Genomic DNA, 18,881 nt, shown 5'->3' on the forward strand with positions numbered 1-18,881 from the left:
TTCATTCCAGGCCTCGCAAACATGTTCCAGCCCTCTCCCTGGCGTGCCGACTTTCCCGCCATCGCCGCCCTGCAACGGCAGCACCAGACCTATCTGGACAGCGCCGCCACCACCCAGAAGCCGCAAGCCTTGCTCGATGCCCTGAGCCATTACTACGGCCATGGCGCGGCCAACGTGCACCGTGCCCAGCATTTGCCAGGTGCGCTGGCGACCCAGGCCTTCGAAACCAGCCGCGACAAGGTCGCCGCCTGGCTCAATGCGGCAGACTCGCGGCAGATCGTGTTCACCCACGGCGCCACTTCGGCACTGAACCTGCTGGCCTATGGCCTGGAGCACCGCCTCGAAGCCGGTGACGAAATTGCCGTCAGTGCCCTGGAGCATCATGCCAACCTGCTGCCCTGGCAACAGCTGGCGCACCGGCGCAACCTGCGCCTGGTGGTGCTGCCACTGGACGCCCATGGTCGTATCGACCAGGACCAGGCACTGCAACTGATCGGCCCGCGCACCCGAGTGCTCGCCATCAGCCAGCTGTCCAACGTGCTGGGTACCTGGCAACCGCTGCCAGCGCTGCTGGCCCATGCCCGCGCCCAAGGCGCGCTGACGGTGGTCGATGGTGCCCAGGGCGTGGTGCATGGTCGCCAGGACATGCAGCAACTGGGCTGCGACTTCTATGTGTTTTCCAGCCACAAGCTGTACGGTCCGGACGGCGTCGGCGTGCTCTATGGCCGCGCCCAGGCCCTGGAGCTGTTGCGCCACTGGCAGTTCGGTGGCGAGATGGTGCAGCTGGCCGAGTACCACAGCGCCAGCTTCCGTCCCGCGCCCCTGGGCTTCGAAGCGGGTACGCCGCCGATTGCCGGGGTGATCGGCCTGGGTGCGACACTGGACTATCTGGCCAGCCTCGATGCCCATGCGGTCGCAGCACATGAAGCCAGCCTGCACCAGCACCTGCTGCGTGGCCTGGGCGACCGCGAGGGCGTGCGGGTGTTGGGCGCACCGCAGACGGCCCTGGCCAGTTTCGTCATTGAGGGCGTGCACAACGCCGATATCGCTCACCTGCTGACTGAACAGGGCATTGCCGTGCGTGCCGGTCACCACTGCGCCATGCCACTGCTGAAGGGGCTGGGGCTGGAAGGCGCGATACGGGTATCGCTGGGTTTGTACAACGACAGCGATGACGTGCAGCGTTTCTTCGACGCGCTGGACCAAGGCCTGGAGCTGTTGCGATGAGCCTGCCGGAACAGGCGCACCAAGCGCTGGAAGCGTTTCAACAGGGCAAAGGCTGGGAACAGCGTGCGCGGCTGCTGATGCAGTGGGGTGACCGCCTGGAGCCGCTGGCTGATGCCGAAAAGACCGAGGCCAACCGGGTGCATGGCTGCGAGAGCCTGGTGTGGCTGGTGGCCGAGCAGATCGAGGGCGTGTGGCGGTTCAAGGCCAGCAGCGATGCCCGCTTGTTGCGTGGGCTGCTGGCGCTGTTGCTGGTGCGGGTGCAGGGACTGGCCAGTGAGGAGCTGGCCGGGATTGATCTGCGCGAGTGGTTTACCCAGCTCGGGCTGGAACGCCAACTGTCGCCGTCGCGCAGCAATGGGCTGCATGCGGTGTTGCAGCGGATGGCGGAGTTGGCGTCCAACCACTGAATCGGCGCCGGTTTCTTCGCGGGCCTGCCCGCTCCCACAGATACGGCATCATGCTTGATAGAGATGCAGTATCTGTGTGAGCGGGCAGGCCCGCGAAGAAACCCACGCGGTCTTATTCAGGCTTGACCCGTTCCGACGGCCGGCGCGCTCCAGCCACCAGTTTTTCTATCGCCTTGCTCGCCGCTACCATGCCAAAGGTCGCGGTCACCATCATCACCGCACCAAAGCCACCCGAGCAGTCCAGCCGCACGCCCTCACCCACGAAGCTTTTCTGCAGGCAAACGCTGCCGTCGCCCTTGGGGTAACGCAGCTGTTCACTGGAGAACACGCACGGCACGCCATAGTTGCGGCTGACATTACGCGAGAAGTTGTAGTCGCGGCGCAAGGTGGAACGCACCCGCGAAGCCAATGGGTCATTGAAGGTCTTGTTCAGGTCGGCGATCTGGATCTGCGTCGGATCGATCTGCCCACCCGCGCCACCGGTAGTAACAATGGCAATCTTGCGTCGCCGACACCAGGCGATCAGCGCCGCCTTGGCCATGACGCTGTCGATGCAGTCGATCACGCAGTCGAGGTGCTCGGTGATGTACTCGGCCATGGTCTCGCGGGTGACGAAGTCGGCCACCGCATGCACCGTGCACGCCGGGTTGATCGCCCGCAGGCGCTCGGCCATGACCTCGACCTTGGGCCGCCCCACCTGCCCTTCCAGCGCATGGGCCTGGCGGTTGGTGTTGCTGACGCAGACATCGTCCAGGTCGAACAGGGTGATCTCGCCCACGCCGCTGCGTGCCAGTGCTTCGGCCACCCACGAGCCCACCCCGCCAATACCGACCACAGCCACATGGGCCTGGCCCAGACGTTGCAGCCCCTGGTCGCCATACAACCGGGCAACGCCGGCAAAGCGTGGATCTTCTGTGCTCATGTTCATACCCCAAAAAACCGGCGCGCATTATATGCCAGTGAGCCCTTGGCCTGCATCGTTAGGAAAGAGACTGCCAACCCTGCTTTAATGTCCTATCACTTCCACATGAATGGACGACGATGTCTTCACGTAAATTCGGCCTGAACCTGGTAGTGGTGCTGGCCATCGCCGCACTGTTCACCGGGTTCTGGGCACTGATCAACCGCCCGGTCTCCGCCCCCGCCTGGCCAGAACAGATCTCTGGCTTTTCGTATTCGCCGTTCCGCCTGGGCGAAAGCCCACAGAAGGGTCAGTACCCCACTGACGACGAAATGCGCCAGGACCTGGAGCAACTGAGCAAACTGACCGACAGCATCCGTATCTATACCGTGGAAGGCACCCAGGCCGACATCCCGCGCCTGGCCGAGGAGTTCGGCCTGCGGGTGACGCTGGGGATATGGATCAGCCCGGACCTGGAGCGCAACGAGCGCGAAATCGCCACGGCCATCCAGCTGGCCAACACGTCGCGCAGTGTGGTGCGGGTAGTGGTCGGCAACGAAGCGCTGTTCCGTGAAGAGGTCACACCGGAAAACCTGATCAAATACCTGGACCGGGTACGCGCAGCCGTGAAGGTGCCCGTGACCACCAGTGAACAATGGCACATCTGGAAGGAACATCCTGAGCTGGCCAGGCACGTCGACCTGATTGCCGCGCACATCCTGCCCTACTGGGAGTTCGTGCCGATGAAGGATTCGGTCGAGTTCGTCCTCGACCGCGCCCGTGAACTGAAGCACCAGTTCCCGCGCAAACCCCTGCTGCTGTCGGAAGTCGGCTGGCCGAGCAACGGCCGCATGCGCGGTGGTGCCGATGCCACACAGGCCGACCAGGCCATCTACTTGCGCACCCTGGTCAACACCCTCAACCGCCGTGGCTACAACTACTTTGTCATTGAAGCCTATGACCAACCCTGGAAGGCCAGCGACGAAGGTTCGGTAGGCGCCTACTGGGGCGTCTACAACGCCGAGCGCCAGCAGAAGTTCAACTTCGACGGCCCCGTGGTGGCGATCCCGCAGTGGCGGGCCCTGGCAGTGGCGTCGGTGGTGCTGGCAATGATCGCCTTGATGGTGCTGTTCATCGATGGCTCGGCCCTGCGCCAGCGTGGCCGTACCTTCCTGACGTTCATCACCTTCCTGTGCGGGTCGGTACTGGTGTGGATCGCCTACGACTACAGCCAGCAATACAGCACCTGGTTCAGCCTGACCGTGGGCGTGCTGCTGGCCCTCGGCGCGCTGGGCGTGTTCATCGTGCTGCTCACCGAGGCCCACGAACTGGCCGAGGCGGTCTGGATACACAAGCGCCGCCGCGAGTTCCTGCCCGTGCAGGCCGACACTGCCTACCGGCCCAAGGTGTCGGTGCATGTGCCGTGCTACAACGAGCCACCTGAGATGGTGAAACAGACCCTGGACGCCTTGGCCGCCCTGGACTACCCCGACTACGAAGTGCTGGTGATCGACAACAACACCAAGGACCCGGCCGTTTGGGAGCCGCTCAAGGCCCACTGCGAGAAGCTTGGCGAGCGCTTCAAGTTCTTCCACGTCGCGCCACTGGCCGGCTTCAAGGGTGGCGCGCTGAATTACCTGATCCCGCACACGGCAAAGGACGCCGAAGTGATCGCGGTAATCGACTCGGACTACTGCGTCGACCGCAACTGGCTCAAGCACATGGTGCCGCACTTCGCCGACCCGAAAATTGCCGTGGTGCAGTCACCGCAGGATTACCGCGACCAGCACGAAAGCGCCTTCAAGAAGCTGTGCTACAGCGAATACAAGGGCTTCTTCCACATCGGTATGGTCACCCGCAACGACCGTGACGCGATCATCCAGCACGGCACCATGACCATGACCCGGCGCAGTGTGCTGGAAGAACTGGGCTGGGCCGAGTGGTGCATCTGCGAGGACGCCGAACTGGGCCTGCGCGTGTTCGAGAAAGGCCTGTCCGCCGCCTACGCCCACAACAGCTACGGCAAGGGCCTGATGCCCGACACCTTCATTGACTTCAAGAAACAACGCTTCCGCTGGGCCTACGGCGCCATCCAGATCATCAAGCACCACGCCGGCGCGCTGCTGCGCGGCAAAGGCAGCGAGCTGACCCGTGGCCAGCGCTACCACTTCCTGGCCGGCTGGCTACCGTGGATCGCCGATGGCATGAACATCTTCTTCACCATCGGCGCGCTGTTGTGGTCAGCGGCGATGATCATCGTGCCGCATCGGGTCGATCCGCCCCTGATGATCTTCGCCATCCCGCCGCTGGCGCTGTTCTTCTTCAAGGTCGGCAAGATCATCTTCCTGTACCGCCGAGCGGTGGGGGTGAACCTCAAGGATGCCTTCGCAGCTGCGCTGGCCGGGCTGGCACTGTCGCACACCATCGCCAAGGCGGTACTGTATGGTTTCTTCACCAGCAGCATGCCGTTCTTCCGCACGCCGAAGAACGCTGACAGCCATGGGTTGCTGGTGGCGATTTCCGAAGCCCGTGAAGAGCTGTTCATCATGGTGCTGCTGTGGGGCGCGGCGTTGGGTATCTACCTGGTGCAGGGGCTGCCGAGTTCGGACATGCGCTTCTGGGTGGCGATGTTGCTGGTGCAGTCGTTGCCTTATGTGGCAGCGCTGGTGATGGCGTTCCTGTCGTCGCTGCCCAAGCCCGCAGAAAAGGCTGCCGAAGCGCAGCAGGCTTGAAGTTGCCTGGGCTGACCTGTGCAGCCCATTCGCGGGCACGCCCGCTCCCACGTGCTTGGCACAGGCGTTCAGAGCTGTGCAGTACCTGTGGGAGCGGGCGTGCCCGCGAATGGGCCGTGCTGCCCGAAACCATTTGATATAAGATAACGCCCCTCAGATTTCCCCGCCTTGCCTTGCCCCGGAGTCCCCCATGACGGCCCCTGCCGAGCTCTCGCCTACCCTTCAACTGGCCTGCGACCTGATCCGTCGCCCCTCGGTCACCCCCGTCGACGCCGATTGCCAGGCGCAGATGATGAACCGTCTGGGCGCCGTCGGTTTCCAGCTGGAGCCGATGCGCATTGAAGACGTCGACAACTTCTGGGCCACCCACGGCAGCCAGGACGGCCCGGTACTGTGTTTTGCCGGCCACACCGACGTGGTGCCTACCGGCCCGGTCCAGCAATGGCAGCATGAACCGTTCGAGGCGCTGATCGACGCCGACGGCATGCTCTGCGGCCGTGGCGCCGCCGACATGAAGGGCAGCCTGGCGTCCATGGTGATCGCCAGCGAGCGCTTCGTGCAGGACTACCCGAACCACCGCGGCAAGGTCGCGTTTCTGATCACCAGCGACGAGGAAGGCCCCGCCCACCACGGCACCAAAGCGGTGGTCGAGCGCCTGAAAGCGCGCAACGAGCGCCTGGACTGGTGCATCGTCGGCGAACCGTCCAGCACCACCTTGCTGGGTGACGTGGTCAAGAACGGTCGCCGCGGTTCGCTGGGCGCCAAGCTGACCATACGCGGCAAACAGGGCCATGTGGCCTACCCGCACCTGGCGCGCAACCCGATCCATCTGGCCGCCCCGGCCCTGGCGGAACTGGCTGCCGAGCACTGGGACGAAGGCAATGCGTTCTTCCCGCCAACCAGCTTCCAGATCTCCAACCTCAATTCCGGCACCGGCGCCACCAACGTGGTCCCGGGCGAGCTGACCGCGCTGTTCAACTTCCGCTTCTCTACCGAGTCCACCGTCGAAGGCCTGCAGGCCCGAGTGTCGGCGATTCTCGACAAGCATGAACTGGACTGGTCGGTCGACTGGGCACTGTCGGGCCTGCCGTTCCTGACCGAACCAGGCGAGCTGCTCGACGCCGTGGCGGCCAGCATCAAGGGCGTCACCGGTCGCGATACCCAGCCCTCCACCAGCGGCGGTACCTCCGATGGCCGCTTCATCGCAACCATGGGCACCCAGGTGGTCGAACTCGGCCCGGTCAACGCCACCATCCACCAGGTTGACGAGCGGATCCTGGCCAGCGACCTCGATCTGCTGACCGAAATCTACTACCAGACCCTGGTCCGGTTGCTCGCCTGATGCTTGCCTGCCCGCTTTGCCAGGCGCCGCTGAGCCGGCTCGACAATGGAGTGGTGTGCCCGGCCGGCCACCGCTTCGACCGCGCCCGCCAGGGTTACCTGAACCTGCTGCCGGTGCAGCACAAGAACAGCCGCGACCCCGGTGACAACCAGGCGATGGTCGAGGCACGCCGCGACTTTCTCGACGCCGGCCATTACGCGCCAGTCGCCCGCCGCCTGGCCGAGCTGGCCGCCGAACGCCAGCCTGGCGCCTGGCTGGACATCGGCTGCGGCGAGGGTTACTACACCGCACAGATCGCCCAGGCCTTGCCGGCCGCCGACGGCTATGCGCTGGACATCTCCCGTGAAGCGGTCAAGCGTGCCTGCCGCCGAGCACCGGCGGTCACCTGGATGGTCGCCAGCATGGCCCGCGTGCCGCTGACCGACGCCAGCTGCCAGTTCATCGCCAGCGTTTTCAGCCCGCTGGACTGGGCCGAGGCCAAGCGCTTGCTCAGCCCCGGCGGCGGCCTGATGCGGGTCGGCCCGACCAGCGGCCACCTGATGGAACTGCGTGAAGTGCTCTACGATGAAGTACGCCCTTACGCCGACGACAAGCACCTGGCCCTGGTCCCTGAAGGCATGGCCCACGCCCACAGCGAAACCCTCGAGTTCCGCCTGAGCCTGGCCGCGCCCAAGGCCCGCGCCGACCTGCTGGCCATGACCCCACACGGCTGGCGCGCCAGCGCCGAAAAACGTGCCCGGGTGATCGACCAGCCCGAGCCGTTCGAGGTCACGGTTTCCATGCGTTATGACTATTTCGTGCGCCAAGACTGAGCACACCCGGAGCCCTTATGCGTCAACCTGATATCGAGATCTACCTAAAGGACGCCGACGTCGACCACAAGCAGATTGCCGAGTGGCTCGCCCAGGCAATCGGCCCGTGCACCGAGTGGAAGCAGAAAGGCCATACCTTCAAATGCCAGGCCGGTAACATTCCGGTCACTTGGTTACCCAAGGCTGTAGGGAAATGGAACAGCCTGTACCTGGAAAGCGACCAGACGCCGTGGGCCGATGACGTTGCCTGCGCCCGCGCCGCATTTGCCGCGCTGGGTGTGGAAGTGCGCTGCGCGCCGGGGGGCTGGGTCGAGGAAGACGGGGAAGAAGATGCTGACCGCTGGGTCCGCATCAGCGCCGACGGTGAAGAGGAAATCACCTGGCGTACATCATGAAACGGCAGGCTTGCTCGTTTCTGTAGGAGCGGGCTTACCCGCGAACACGGGCTATGCCCGTGGCAGCCACCGTGGTGGCTGCTTCGCGGGCAAGCCCGCTCCTACGGCTTGAAACCAGAGGCTCAGAGGCCCACTACGTCTTCGGCTTGCAGGCCTTTCTGGCCCTGCACGCAGGCGTACTCCACCCGCTGCCCTTCGACCAGGGTACGATGCCCCTCACCGCGAATCGCCCGATAGTGGACGAACACATCCGCACCACCTTCGCGCTGAATGAAGCCATAACCCTTGGCATCGTTGAACCACTTTACATTCCCAGTCTCACGAGACGACATCTGAACTACTCCGGATTTTTATTGTGAAGATCGCCTTGCAGGCACGAGGTCACCTGCCCCGTGCCAACGCCGCTTGCCGAAATATCCTGCAAGTGGCAGGCCGAGTATATGACACAGAACAAAAAAAATTGATGACGGTCCCGTCGTTGGCCGAATTTTGCTGAACTTACGCCGATACGGCAGACTAAATAGCAGAATACTCACCTGAAAATCACACCCAGGGCACACACCCCATGACCCGTTCCCCCCTGCACCGCCTGATATTCGGCGGCCTGCGTCGCCTGTTGTACCTGTGGGTGCGCTCCGAGACCATCAACCAGTCTTCCATGACCCTCAACCTCGACCGCAGCCGGCCGGTGTTCTATGCGTTGCCCTCGCCCGCGCTCACCGACCTGGCCGTGCTCGACCACGAGTGCACCAAGGCGGGGCTGCCGCGCCCGGTGCTGCCGGTAGCCGTCGGCCCACTGCAGGAACCCGCCGCGTTCTTCTACCTGACCCCCGACCCGGACTGGCTCGGCCGCCAGGACAAAAGCGGCGCCCCGCCCACGCTCGAGCGCCTGGTGGCTGCCGTCAGCCAGCATGCCGAAGAAGATGCGCAGATCATTCCTGTCAGCGTGTTCTGGGGCCAGACCCCGGCCAGCGAGTCCAGCCCCTGGAAGCTGCTGTTCGCCGACAGCTGGGCGGTAACCGGGCGCCTGCGCCGGTTGCTGACCGTACTGATCCTGGGGCGCAAGACCCGGGTACAGTTCTCCGCGCCAATCCACCTGCGCGAACTGGTGCAGCACAACAAAGGCCACGAGCGCACCGTGCGCATGGCCCAGCGCCTGATGCGCGTGCACTTTCGCAACCTCAAGACTGCCGTCATCGGCCCGGACATCTCGCACCGACGCACCCTGGTCAAAGGCCTGGTCCATGCCCCGCAAGTGCGCCAGGCGATTGCCGACGAAGCGCAGCGCGAGAACCTGCCGCCGGCCAAAGCCGAGGCCCAGGCACTGCGCTATGGCAACGAGATAGCCTCGGACTACACCTATACCGCCATCCGCTTCCTCGAAGTGGTGCTCAGCTGGTTCTGGAACAAGATCTACGACGGCATCAAGGTCAACCACATCGAACAGGTGCAGGGTATCGCCCCTGGCCATGAAGTGATCTACGTGCCATGCCACCGCAGCCACATCGACTACCTGCTGCTGTCGTACCTGCTGTTCCGCAACGGCCTCACCCCGCCGCACGTGGCTGCGGGCATCAACCTCAACATGCCGGTGGTCGGTAACCTGCTACGCCGTGGTGGCGCCTTCTTCATGCGCCGCACGTTCAAGGGCAACCCGCTTTACACGGCAGTGTTCAACGAGTACCTGCACACCCTGTACACCAAGGGCTTCCCGGTCGAGTACTTCGTCGAAGGCGGCCGCTCGCGTACCGGGCGCATGTTGCAGCCGCGCACCGGGATGCTGGCCATTACCCTGCGCAGCTTCCTGCGCTCGTCGCGTACGCCAATCGTGTTCGTGCCGGTGTACATCGGCTACGAACGCGTGCTCGAAGGCCGTACCTACCTGGGCGAACTGCGCGGCGCCAGCAAGAAGAAGGAGTCGGTGTTGGACATCTTCAAGGTGTTCGGTGCACTCAAGCAGCGCTTTGGCCAGGTCTACGTCAACTTCGGCGAACCCATCCGCCTGGCTGGTTTCCTCGACCAGCAGCAGCCCGGCTGGCGTGAACAGGATCACGGTCCGCAGTACCGACCGGAATGGCTCAACGCCACCACCGCCCGCCTGGGAGAAACCGTGGCCCGCCACCTCAACGAGGCGGCCGCCATCAACCCGGTCAACCTGGTGGCCCTGGCACTGCTGTCCACCAGCCGCCTTGCCCTGGACGAGCGCGCCCTGACCCGCGTACTCGACCTGTACCTGGCGCTGCTGCGCCAAGTGCCCTACTCGCCGCACACCACCCTGCCCGAGGGCGACGGCCAGGCACTGATCGAACATGTGCGCAGCATGAACCTGGTGGCCGAGCAGAAGGACGCCTTGGGCCGCATCCTCTACCTGGATGAAGGCAACGCGGTGCTGATGACCTACTACCGCAACAACGTGCTGCACATCTTCGCCCTGCCGGCGCTGCTGGCCAGCTTCTTCCTCAGCAGTTCCCGCATGAGCCGCCAACTGCTGGGCCAGTATGTGCATGCGCTTTATCCCTATCTGCAGGCCGAACTGTTCCTGCGCTGGACGCCAGAACAGCTGGACGAGGTCATCGACCAATGGCTGGTCGCGCTGGTGGAACAGGGCCTGCTGCGCCAGGACAACGACCTGTACGTGCGCCCGGCGCCCAGCTCGCGGCAGTTCGTGTTGCTGACCCTGCTCGCCCGCACCATCACCCAGACCCTGCAGCGCTTCTACATGGCCACCTCGCTGCTGATCAACAGCGGGCAGAACAGCCTGAGCGCCGAAGCGCTGGAAGACCTGTGCGTGATGATGGCCCAGCGCCTGTCGATCCTGCATGGCCTGAACGCACCGGAGTTCTTCGACAAGACGCTGTTCCGCCACTTCATCCAGACCTTGCTTCAGCAAGGCGTGCTGCACGCCGACGCGCAAGGCAAGCTGGGTTATCACGACAAGCTCGGCGAGCTGGCCGAGGGCGTGGCCAAGCGAGTACTGTCGGCCGAGCTGCGCCTGTCGATCCGCCAGGTGGCCCTGCACCGTGACGACGGGCTGGAAACTTCGACCCTCTAACGGTTCATCGGTCGGCAAAATCCGCTAAAGTCCGTGGGGTTGGCCACAAGCCAGCTCCAAGGACACCGGAGATTCCATGAAAAAGCTCTTTATGCTGTGTTGCGCATCCCTGCTTGCAGCCTGCTCCAGCCAAACCCCACCCAACCAGGCCAGCCTGGACGGTGAAGTCTTCTACCTGCAGCGCATTGCCCTGCCGCCTGCCGCCACCCTGAGTGTGGAACTGCAGGATGTGTCGCTGATGGACGCCCCTGCCGTGACCCTGGCGCGCCAGGCCGGCCCGGTCAAAGGCAACGTGCCGCTGCCGTTCCATCTCACCTATGACCCCGCGCAGGTCAAGCCTGGCCACCGCTATGCGGTGAGTGCGCGCATTGAGCTGAATGGCAAGTTGCTGTTCATCAATACCGAACACCACGGTGTCGCGCTCGATGGCAGTGACCCGCAATTGGTACGCATCAAGGTAGACCAGGTTCGCTGATACCCGTTCTCATCCGTTTACAAGGAAAGCTTCATGATCCGCACTTCCCTGCGCTTCACCACCCTGTGCGCCGGCCTGCTGCTGTCGGCCAGTGCCCTGGCCCTGTCGCTGGGCGACCTCAGCCAGAAGGACGCCACCGGCGGCCTGAAAGATGCCCTGACCCAAGGTGCGCAACTGGCCGTCAAGCAACTGAGCACCCCAGGCGGCTTCAGCAACAACCCGGACGTGCGCATCGAGCTGCCAGGCAACCTGGGCAAAGCCGCCAAGGCGATGAAGATGTTCGGCAAGGGTGAACAGGTCGAAGCCCTGGAAACCAGCATGAACAAAGCCGCCGAGGCTGCCGTGCCGCAGGCCCAGGCGATTCTGGTGGATGCCGTGAAGAACATGAGCGTGACCGATGCCAAGGGTATTCTCAGCGGCGGTGACGACTCGGCCACCCAGTACCTGAACAAGAGCAGCCGCGAGCAGATCCGCGCCAAGTTCCTGCCAATCGTCAAGCAGGCCACCGACAAGGTTGGCGTGGCCCAGCAGTACAATGCCTTCGCTGCCCAAGCCAAAGGCCTGGGGCTGGTCAAGGATGACGCCAATATCGAGAACTACGTGACCGAGAAGGCGCTGGATGGCCTGTTCGAGATGATCGGCAAGCAGGAGCAGAGCATTCGCCAGAACCCGGCAGCGGCGGCTACCAGCCTGGCCAAGAAGGTCTTCGGCGCGCTGTAGGAGCGGGTTCACCCGCGAAAGGGCCGGGCCTGCTGGCCAATTTTCACCAGCCGCTCACCGTTGCTGCCGCCACCGTATTCGCGGGTAAACCCGCGCCTACACGGCGGCGGGGTTGGACACAGGCCGTCGTAGGAGCGGGTTCACCCGCGAAGGGAGGGCCAAGCCCTCCCCCTGCGGCCTTCAGCCCTTCTTCACCCTGAACCACGCCGCATACAACGCCGGCAGGAACAGCAGTGTAAGCACCGTGGCCACGATCAACCCACCCATGATCGCCACCGCCATCGGTCCATAGAACACACTACGCGACAACGGGATCATGGCCAGCACTGCCGCCAGCGCGGTCAGCACGATCGGCCGGAAGCGCCGCACCGTTGCCTCGATGATCGCCTGCCAGCGCTCCATCCCCGCTGCGATGTCCTGCTCGATCTGGTCCACCAGGATCACCGAGTTGCGCATGATCATCCCCGCCAAGGCAATGGTGCCAAGCATGGCGACAAAGCCGAACGGCTGGCGGAACACCAGCAGGAACAGGGTCACACCAATCAACCCCAGCGGCGCGGTGAGGAACACCATCACCGTGCGCGAGAAACTGCGCAGCTGGATCATCAGCAAGCTCAGGACTACCACGATGAACAGTGGCATGCCGGCATTCACCGATTTCTGCCCCCGTTCGGAGTCCTCCACCGTGCCGCCCACCTCCAGCAGGTAGCCATCGGGCAGCTTGGCGCGGATTTCCTGCAGGGTCGGCAGAATCTGCTTCACCAGCGTCGCCGGCTGCTCCTGGTCGTAGATATCGGCACGCACGGTCACCGTCGGCAAGCGGTTGCGGTGCCAGATAATGCCTTCTTCAAAGCCGTACTCCAGGGTCGCCACCTGCGACAGCGCCACGCTCTGGCCATTGTCGGTGGGCAATGCCAGGCTACCCAGGTTGCCCAGCTCGCTGCGCTCCTGGAGGGTGCCGCGCAGCAGGATCTCGATCAGTTCGTTGTCCTCGCGGTACTGGCTGACCGCGGTGCCGATCAGCGAGCTTTGCAGGAAGCTCGCCAGGTGCGAAGTGCTCACGCCCAGCGCACGGGCGCGGTCCTGGTCGATTTCGAGGAACACCGCCTTGCTGGGTTCCTCCCAGTCCAGGTGCACGTTCACCACATGCGGGTTCTCGCGCACCTTGTCCGCCACTTCACGGGCCAGTGCACGGGCCTTCTCGATATGCTCGCCAGTGACCCGGAACTGCACCGGGTAGCCCACAGGCGGGCCGTTTTCCAGGCGCGTGACCCGGGCGCGCAGGTCGGGGAACTGCTGGTCCACAGTGCTGATCAGCCAACTGCGCAGGCGCTCGCGGTCTTCCATCGACTTGGCCAGCACCACGAACTGGGCAAAGCTGGCTGCCGGCAGTTGCTGGTCCAGCGGCAGGTAGAAGCGCGGCGAACCGGTGCCCACATAGGCCACGTAGTTGTCGATACCGTCCTGCTGCTTGAGCAGCGCCTCCAGCTGCGTGACCCGCTCGGCGGTATTGGCCAGCGAGGCGCCTTCGGCCAGCTTCAGGTCAACCATCAGCTCCGGGCGACCGGAAGCCGGGAAGAACTGCTGGGGTACGAAGCGGAACAGCAGGATGCTGCCGACAAAGGCAGCGATGGTCAGCAGGATTACCGTCTTGCGCCGCCGTACGCACCACTCCACCAGCCGTCGCACGCGCTGGTAGAACGGGGTGGCGTATGGGTCTGGTGCATGGCCGTCCTTGCCATGACGCGCCGCATGCAGCTTGGCCAGGTCGGGTAGCAGGCGCTCGCCCAGGTAAGGCACGAACACCACGGCCGCCACCCAAGAGGTCAGCAAAGCGATGGTGACCACCTGGAAGATCGACCGGGTGTATTCGCCCGTGCTGGAGGCCGCGGTGGCAATCGGCAGAAAGCCTGCTGCCGTGATCAGCGTACCGGTGAGCATCGGGAAGGCCGTACTCGTCCAGGCATAGCTGGCTGCCTTGAGGCGGTCATAGCCCTGCTCCATCTTGATCGCCATCATCTCCACGGCAATGATCGCGTCGTCCACCAGCAAGCCCAAGGCCAGCACCAGCGCGCCAAGGGAAATCTTGTGCAGGCCGATGCCGAAGTAGTGCATGGCGGCAAAGGTCATGGCCAACACCAGCGGAATGGCCAGCGCCACCACCAGGCCAGTGCGCAGACCCAGCGAGAAGAAGCTCACCAGCAGCACAATGACCAACGCCTCGACCAGCACCTGCACGAACTCGCCCACGCCGGCCTTGACCGCCGCCGGTTGATCCGAAACCTTGCGCAGCGCCATGCCGGCAGGCAGGTTATGCGCCAGGCGCTCGAACTCGCCTTCCAGGGCCTTGCCCAGTACCAGGATGTCGCCACCGTCTTTCATCGACACCGCCAGGCCAATGGCATCCTCGCCCATGAAGCGCATGCGCGGTGCAGGTGGGTCGTTGAAGCCACGGTGCACCTCGGCGACATCACCAATCCGGAAGGTGCGATCACCCACGCGAATGGGGAACTGGCGGATCTGCTCGACACTGTCGAAACGCCCGCTCACGCGCAGTTGCAAGCGCTCGCTGGGCGTCTCGAAGAAACCGGCGGTGCTCACCGCGTTCTGCTCTTGCAACGCCTTCTGCACGGCTTCCAGCGGCACGCCGAGGGTGGCCAGCTTGAGGTTGGACAGCTCGATCCAGACTTTCTCGTCCTGCAGGCCGATCAGCTCGACCTTGCCCACATCCTTGACCCGCTGCAGCTGGATCTGGATACGGTCGGCGTAGTCCTTGAGCACCGCATAGTCAAAGCCTTCGCCAGTCAGCGCATAGATATTGCCGAAGGTGGTGCCGAACTCGTCGTTGAAGAACGGGCCCTGGATCTCCGGCGGCAAGGTGTGGCGAATGTCCGCAACCTTCTTGCGGATCTGGTACCACAACTCGGGGATGTCCTTGGAGTGCAGCGAGTCGCGGGCCATGAAAGTAACCTGCGATTCGCCGGGGCGAGAGAACGAGACGATTCTCTCGTACTCACCGGTTTCCATCAGCTTCTTCTCGATGCGCTCGGTCACCTGCCGCGCCACTTCTTCAGCGCTGGCGCCTGGCCACAAGGTGCGGATGACCATGGCCTTGAAGGTGAATGGCGGGTCCTCGCTCTGGCCAAGCTTGGTGTACGACATGGCGCCAATGGCGGCCAGCAGGATCATCAGGAACAGGACGATCTGGCGGTTGCGCAGCGCCCAGGCAGAAAGGTTGAAACCCATCGGGACTTACTCCTTGGCCGTCAGGTTCACTACACGGTTGCTGCGGTCCACGGGGCGTACCTCCTGGCCCTCGCGCAGTACATGGCCACCAGCGGCAACCACCCAGTCACCCGGGTCCAGGCCTTCGAGCACCGGCACACTGTCGCTGCCATAAGCCCCCAGGCGCACGGTCGCCCGCTCCAGGCGGCTTTCCTTGTTCACCCGCCAGACATAGGCCTGACCGTTTTCCGCAGTCACTGCCGACAGCGGTACCGCCAGCGGGATCAGCCCGTCCTTGGCGATGAACACCCGGGCGCTCTGGCCCAGCTCGGCCGGTACGGCGGCCGTGGTGAAGGCGATGCGCGCCGCGAACGTGCGCGAGCGCGGGTCGGCGGCCGGTGACAGCTCGCGAATGCGCCCCTGGAAACGCGCCTGCGGGTGCGACCACAGCTCCACGCTCACCGGTTGGCCCACAGCGAAGCGGGCAAACTGCTGCTCCGGCAGGCCGATGGCCACTTCTCGCTCGCCATCGGCGGCAAGGGTGAACACGGTCTGCCCGGCGGCGACCACCTGGCCCACTTCAACCTGGCGCTTGGCGATCACCCCGGCCTGCGGCGCACGCAATACGGCATATTCGGCCTGGTTGCCCGCCACATCGAACTCGGCCTTGGCCTGCTTCAGACGGGCAAGGCCTGCACGGTAGAGGTTTTCGGCATTGTCGTACTGGGAGTGGCTGACCATCTGCCGCTCCAGCAGCTTCTGGTAGCGGTCGCGTTCGGCGCGCACCAATGCCAGGTTGGCCTCGGCAGCCGCCAGCTGGGCGCGGTTGGCTTCAAGTTGCAGGCGCACGTCCTGCGGGTCCAGTTCGGCCAGCGGCTGGTCGGCCTTGACCCGCTGCCCCTCCTCCACCAGACGCTTGCTGACCTTGCCGCCAATGCGGAAGGCCAGCTCCGGCTCGAAGCGCGCGCGTACTTCGCCGGGGTAACTGTCGGCAGCGGCTTCGGCAGGCTGTGGCTGCACCACCAGCGCCGGGCGCGGCGCGGCGGGTGGGGCGGCTTCCTGACCACACGCCGCCAGAAGCAGGGCAGCGGCGGCGGGCAGAGCGATGGACAAGGCATGGCGCAACATGATGAATCCTTTCGCGGAGTGCACATTTAATATTTGTACTGGCTGGTATATTAAATCAGTGCAACGATGCCGGGAAGGGTATGCGCTGGTTTTTCGACGACCTGGCTGGAGCCCTCTGGCGCCTGTGAAATCAAGCGGCGGCTGAACGCCCACCCTGTCGATCAACTGAACGCTGGCAGGCCGCAGGTAAATGTGAGCTAGTTTTAGCCGTATCGCGGCTGACCCGTTAAGATGGGGATTCTTAAACCAGATGCAGACCACAATGCTCAACGACGCACCCATCGGCCCAGGCCGGCCCAAGGACCTGGCCAAGCGCGAGGCGATCCTCGAAGCGGCCAAGGCCCTGTTCCTCAGCCTTGGCTACGCCAACACCAGCATGGATGCGGTCGCTGCGGCGGCAGGTGTTTCAAAGCTCACCGTGTACAGCCACTTCACCGACAAACAGACATTGTTCTGTTCGGCGGTCATGGCCACCTGCCAGATCCAGTTGCCTGACCTGCTGTTCGAGTATCCCGAGGGGGTACCGGTGGAAGAAGTGCTGCTGACGATTGCCCGCAACTTCCAGGCGCTTATCAGCAGTGACGAAGCGATCAAGCTCAGCCGCCTGATCATGGCCCAGGGCAGCCTGGACCCGAGTTTTGGCGAGTACTTCTACGAGGCCGGGCCCAAGCGCGTGCTCGCAGGCATGGAAGCGCTACTGCGTGGGGCACATGAGCGCGGGCTGCTGCGCATCGACAACCCCTTGAGGGCGGCGGAGCACTTCTTCTGCCTGGTCAAAGGGGCACCGGATTACCGGTTGCTGCTGGGATGTGCGGGGCCGCTGGAAGGCGATGAAGCCGAGGCGCATGTGCGCGAGGTGGTGGGGGTGTTCTTGAGGGCATTCAAACCCTGATACCTGGATATCTTTGCAGGCCTCTTCGCGAACTTACCCGCGAAGAAGCCTGGGCAGGCCACACAAACGTCAGGCTTTCAACGCCTTCTTCGGATAAATGTCATACCGGCTCGACTTGCCTTCCAGGCTGTGGCTGGGCTTCGGCCCGTCGATGATCGGTGCCTTGCGCGGGCGCTTCACCACCACCCGGTGGCTGGCCAGCGCCAGGGCGGCTTCAAGCAGCGCCGGGGCATCCGGGTCATCGCCCACCAAAGGCCGGAACACACGCATTTCCTTTTTCACCAGGGCGCTCTTGTCGCGGTGCGGGAACATCGGGTCGAGGTAGATCACCTGCGGCGCCTCTCCTTCCCAGGCGCGCATGCGCTCGATGGCGTTGCCGGTCAGCAGGCGCATGCGCCCGACAATCGGGCCCACTTCTTCATCCGTTCGCGCCCGCGCCAGGCCGTCCTCCAGCAGCGCGGCAATCAGCGGCTGGCGCTCGATCAGGGTCATCTGGCAGCCAAGGCTGGCCAGCACGAACGCGTCCTTGCCCAGCCCCGCCGTGGCATCCAGTACCTGCGGCCGGATACCTTGGGCAATGCCCACAGCCTTGGCGATCATCTGCCCGTTGCCACCGCCAAACTGGCGGCGATGCGCAGCCTGGCCTTCGACGAAGTCCACACGCACCGGCCCGGGCGCTTGCGGGCCAAGCTGCTGAATCTGCAAGCCGTCGGCGCCCACCTGCACCGCGAAGGCGGCGGTATCGTCCTGCAGCGGCAGGCCCAGGCGTTCAGCCCACGCCCTGGCCTGTTGCGCATACTCAGCTGTCATCGCCTCGACCCTGATACCCGTGCCTTGCTCTTCCATCGTTCACACCCGAAAAATCAAACCAAGCCCTTAATGAATCGGCAGCCACGGCCGATACAGGCAATATCCCGCTATTCTGCCAGAGCACAGCGCGCACGACTGCCATGTCAGAAACTCTTCCCATCGGCTTGACCTATTTGTCGCCCGTCGGCAACTACAGTCAGCACAACACCCAGGCACTCGGGGGCGTCAGCCACCTGTGGCAGGATTTCTTTGCCCGGGCCATGGCCGAGCAGCAGGAAGAGCCCGTAGACGGCGTCAGCCAGTCGTTCGTGCAGTACGACCAGGACAGCGGCGAACCCATCGGCGGCGCCCGTGCACTGGCCTTGATCGACGCCCAGCGCGCCTGCCCGGTGCACGACACCATCGTGGCGCCGCCCGAACCGTTGTTTCTGCCCAAGGCCGAACTTGAAGCCAAGCTGCTGCCGCCCGCCCCCGAGCCGTTCAGCGCCATGGAACTGATCGAGCAACAGCGCCAGCTCGACATCAACAACAGCTGGCTGCGCCCGGTGGTGATGAGCCAGGGTCAGCCGATCGCCGAACCCGGCCCTGGCCCCACGCCACGGTCACTGTTCCTCCCCATCGCCGAGCTGGAAAGCGACCTGCTGGACCCGGCCCCGGAACCGTTCGACGCCACCACCCTGGCCAAGCAGCAGAATGACCTGGCGTTCGACATCCACTGGGCGCGCCCAGTGGTGCTGAACAACGTGCGCGCGTACGCCTGAGG

Annotated in this window: 16 protein-coding genes; 11 read left to right on the plus strand and 5 right to left on the minus strand. The window is 64.3% G+C overall.

The window, feature by feature from the left end:
* The first annotated feature begins 21 nt into the window (after window positions 1-21).
* Together V7787_RS03130 and V7787_RS03135 are read left to right on the plus strand one after the other, a co-directional pair.
* Entirely contained in the window at window positions 22-1,227 is a 1,206-nt protein-coding gene (locus V7787_RS03130; RefSeq protein WP_064493149.1) for a cysteine desulfurase, read from the plus strand.
* Window positions 1,224-1,634 (plus strand): SufE family protein, encoded by a 411-nt coding sequence (locus tag V7787_RS03135; protein ID WP_336085590.1) that lies wholly within the window; start codon window positions 1,224-1,226, stop codon window positions 1,632-1,634. The genes V7787_RS03130 and V7787_RS03135 overlap by 4 nt, the downstream gene beginning before the upstream one ends.
* Window positions 1,635-1,746: 112 nt before the next feature.
* On the opposite strand, the gene tcdA is transcribed toward V7787_RS03135, so the two are convergent.
* Window positions 1,747-2,556 carry a tRNA cyclic N6-threonylcarbamoyladenosine(37) synthase TcdA gene (gene tcdA, locus V7787_RS03140; RefSeq protein ID WP_162490563.1) on the minus strand — a complete coding sequence of 270 codons (810 nt, stop codon included), beginning with the start codon at window positions 2,554-2,556 and terminating at the stop codon, window positions 1,747-1,749.
* 119 nt (window positions 2,557-2,675) lie between these two features.
* Here tcdA and V7787_RS03145 point away from each other — a divergent pair, with 119 nt between their 5' ends.
* From V7787_RS03145 to V7787_RS03160, 4 genes are all read left to right on the plus strand, one after another.
* Window positions 2,676-5,267: a glycosyltransferase gene (locus tag V7787_RS03145; RefSeq protein WP_104887129.1), complete on the plus strand. Its 2,592-nt coding sequence runs from the start codon at window positions 2,676-2,678 to the stop codon at window positions 5,265-5,267.
* A gap of 190 nt (window positions 5,268-5,457) precedes the next feature.
* Window positions 5,458-6,609: a succinyl-diaminopimelate desuccinylase gene (gene dapE / locus V7787_RS03150; protein ID WP_004574734.1), complete on the plus strand. Its 1,152-nt coding sequence runs from the start codon at window positions 5,458-5,460 to the stop codon at window positions 6,607-6,609.
* A complete protein-coding gene (locus tag V7787_RS03155; RefSeq protein ID WP_003252259.1) occupies window positions 6,609-7,421 on the plus strand; it encodes a putative RNA methyltransferase in 813 nt (270 codons plus the stop codon). The genes dapE and V7787_RS03155 overlap by 1 nt, the downstream gene beginning before the upstream one ends.
* Window positions 7,422-7,438: 17 nt before the next feature.
* Window positions 7,439-7,816 (plus strand): hypothetical protein, encoded by a 378-nt coding sequence (locus V7787_RS03160; RefSeq protein ID WP_010952612.1) that lies wholly within the window; start codon window positions 7,439-7,441, stop codon window positions 7,814-7,816.
* Window positions 7,817-7,938: 122 nt separating this feature from the next.
* Here V7787_RS03160 and V7787_RS03165 read toward each other — a convergent pair whose 3' ends face one another.
* Window positions 7,939-8,148, minus strand: a complete 210-nt coding sequence (locus V7787_RS03165) for a cold-shock protein (RefSeq protein WP_003252255.1) — start codon at window positions 8,146-8,148, stop codon at window positions 7,939-7,941.
* A 233-nt stretch (window positions 8,149-8,381) separates the two neighbouring features.
* On the opposite strand from V7787_RS03165, the gene plsB reads away from it, so the two are divergent.
* From plsB to V7787_RS03180, 3 genes are all read left to right on the plus strand, one after another.
* On the plus strand, window positions 8,382-10,868 hold the full coding sequence (plsB, locus tag V7787_RS03170) for a glycerol-3-phosphate 1-O-acyltransferase PlsB (protein WP_064491432.1): 2,487 nt from the start codon (window positions 8,382-8,384) through the stop codon (window positions 10,866-10,868).
* A 76-nt stretch (window positions 10,869-10,944) separates the two neighbouring features.
* Window positions 10,945-11,343: a YbaY family lipoprotein gene (locus V7787_RS03175; RefSeq protein ID WP_088513360.1), complete on the plus strand. Its 399-nt coding sequence runs from the start codon at window positions 10,945-10,947 to the stop codon at window positions 11,341-11,343.
* Between the two features lie 33 nt (window positions 11,344-11,376).
* A complete protein-coding gene (locus tag V7787_RS03180) occupies window positions 11,377-12,063 on the plus strand; it encodes a DUF4197 domain-containing protein (RefSeq protein ID WP_003252248.1) in 687 nt (228 codons plus the stop codon).
* 180 nt (window positions 12,064-12,243) lie between these two features.
* Here the strand turns inward: V7787_RS03180 and V7787_RS03185 are convergent, their stop codons facing one another.
* Window positions 12,244-15,309 (minus strand): efflux RND transporter permease subunit, encoded by a 3,066-nt coding sequence (locus V7787_RS03185; RefSeq protein ID WP_336085611.1) that lies wholly within the window; start codon window positions 15,307-15,309, stop codon window positions 12,244-12,246.
* 6 nt (window positions 15,310-15,315) lie between these two features.
* Entirely contained in the window at window positions 15,316-16,416 is a 1,101-nt protein-coding gene (locus tag V7787_RS03190; protein WP_010952607.1) for an efflux RND transporter periplasmic adaptor subunit, read from the minus strand.
* Between the two features lie 250 nt (window positions 16,417-16,666).
* Here V7787_RS03190 and V7787_RS03195 point away from each other — a divergent pair, with 250 nt between their 5' ends.
* Window positions 16,667-17,308: a TetR/AcrR family transcriptional regulator gene (locus tag V7787_RS03195; protein WP_064491434.1), complete on the plus strand. Its 642-nt coding sequence runs from the start codon at window positions 16,667-16,669 to the stop codon at window positions 17,306-17,308.
* Between the two features lie 69 nt (window positions 17,309-17,377).
* Here the strand turns inward: V7787_RS03195 and V7787_RS03200 are convergent, their stop codons facing one another.
* Window positions 17,378-18,154 (minus strand): class I SAM-dependent methyltransferase, encoded by a 777-nt coding sequence (locus V7787_RS03200; RefSeq protein ID WP_064491435.1) that lies wholly within the window; start codon window positions 18,152-18,154, stop codon window positions 17,378-17,380.
* Window positions 18,155-18,258: 104 nt separating this feature from the next.
* Here V7787_RS03200 and V7787_RS03205 point away from each other — a divergent pair, with 104 nt between their 5' ends.
* Window positions 18,259-18,879: an energy transducer TonB gene (locus tag V7787_RS03205; RefSeq protein ID WP_336085616.1), complete on the plus strand. Its 621-nt coding sequence runs from the start codon at window positions 18,259-18,261 to the stop codon at window positions 18,877-18,879.
* Window positions 18,880-18,881 lie beyond the last annotated feature (2 nt).

Source organism: Pseudomonas sp. CGJS7, assembly GCF_036961695.1.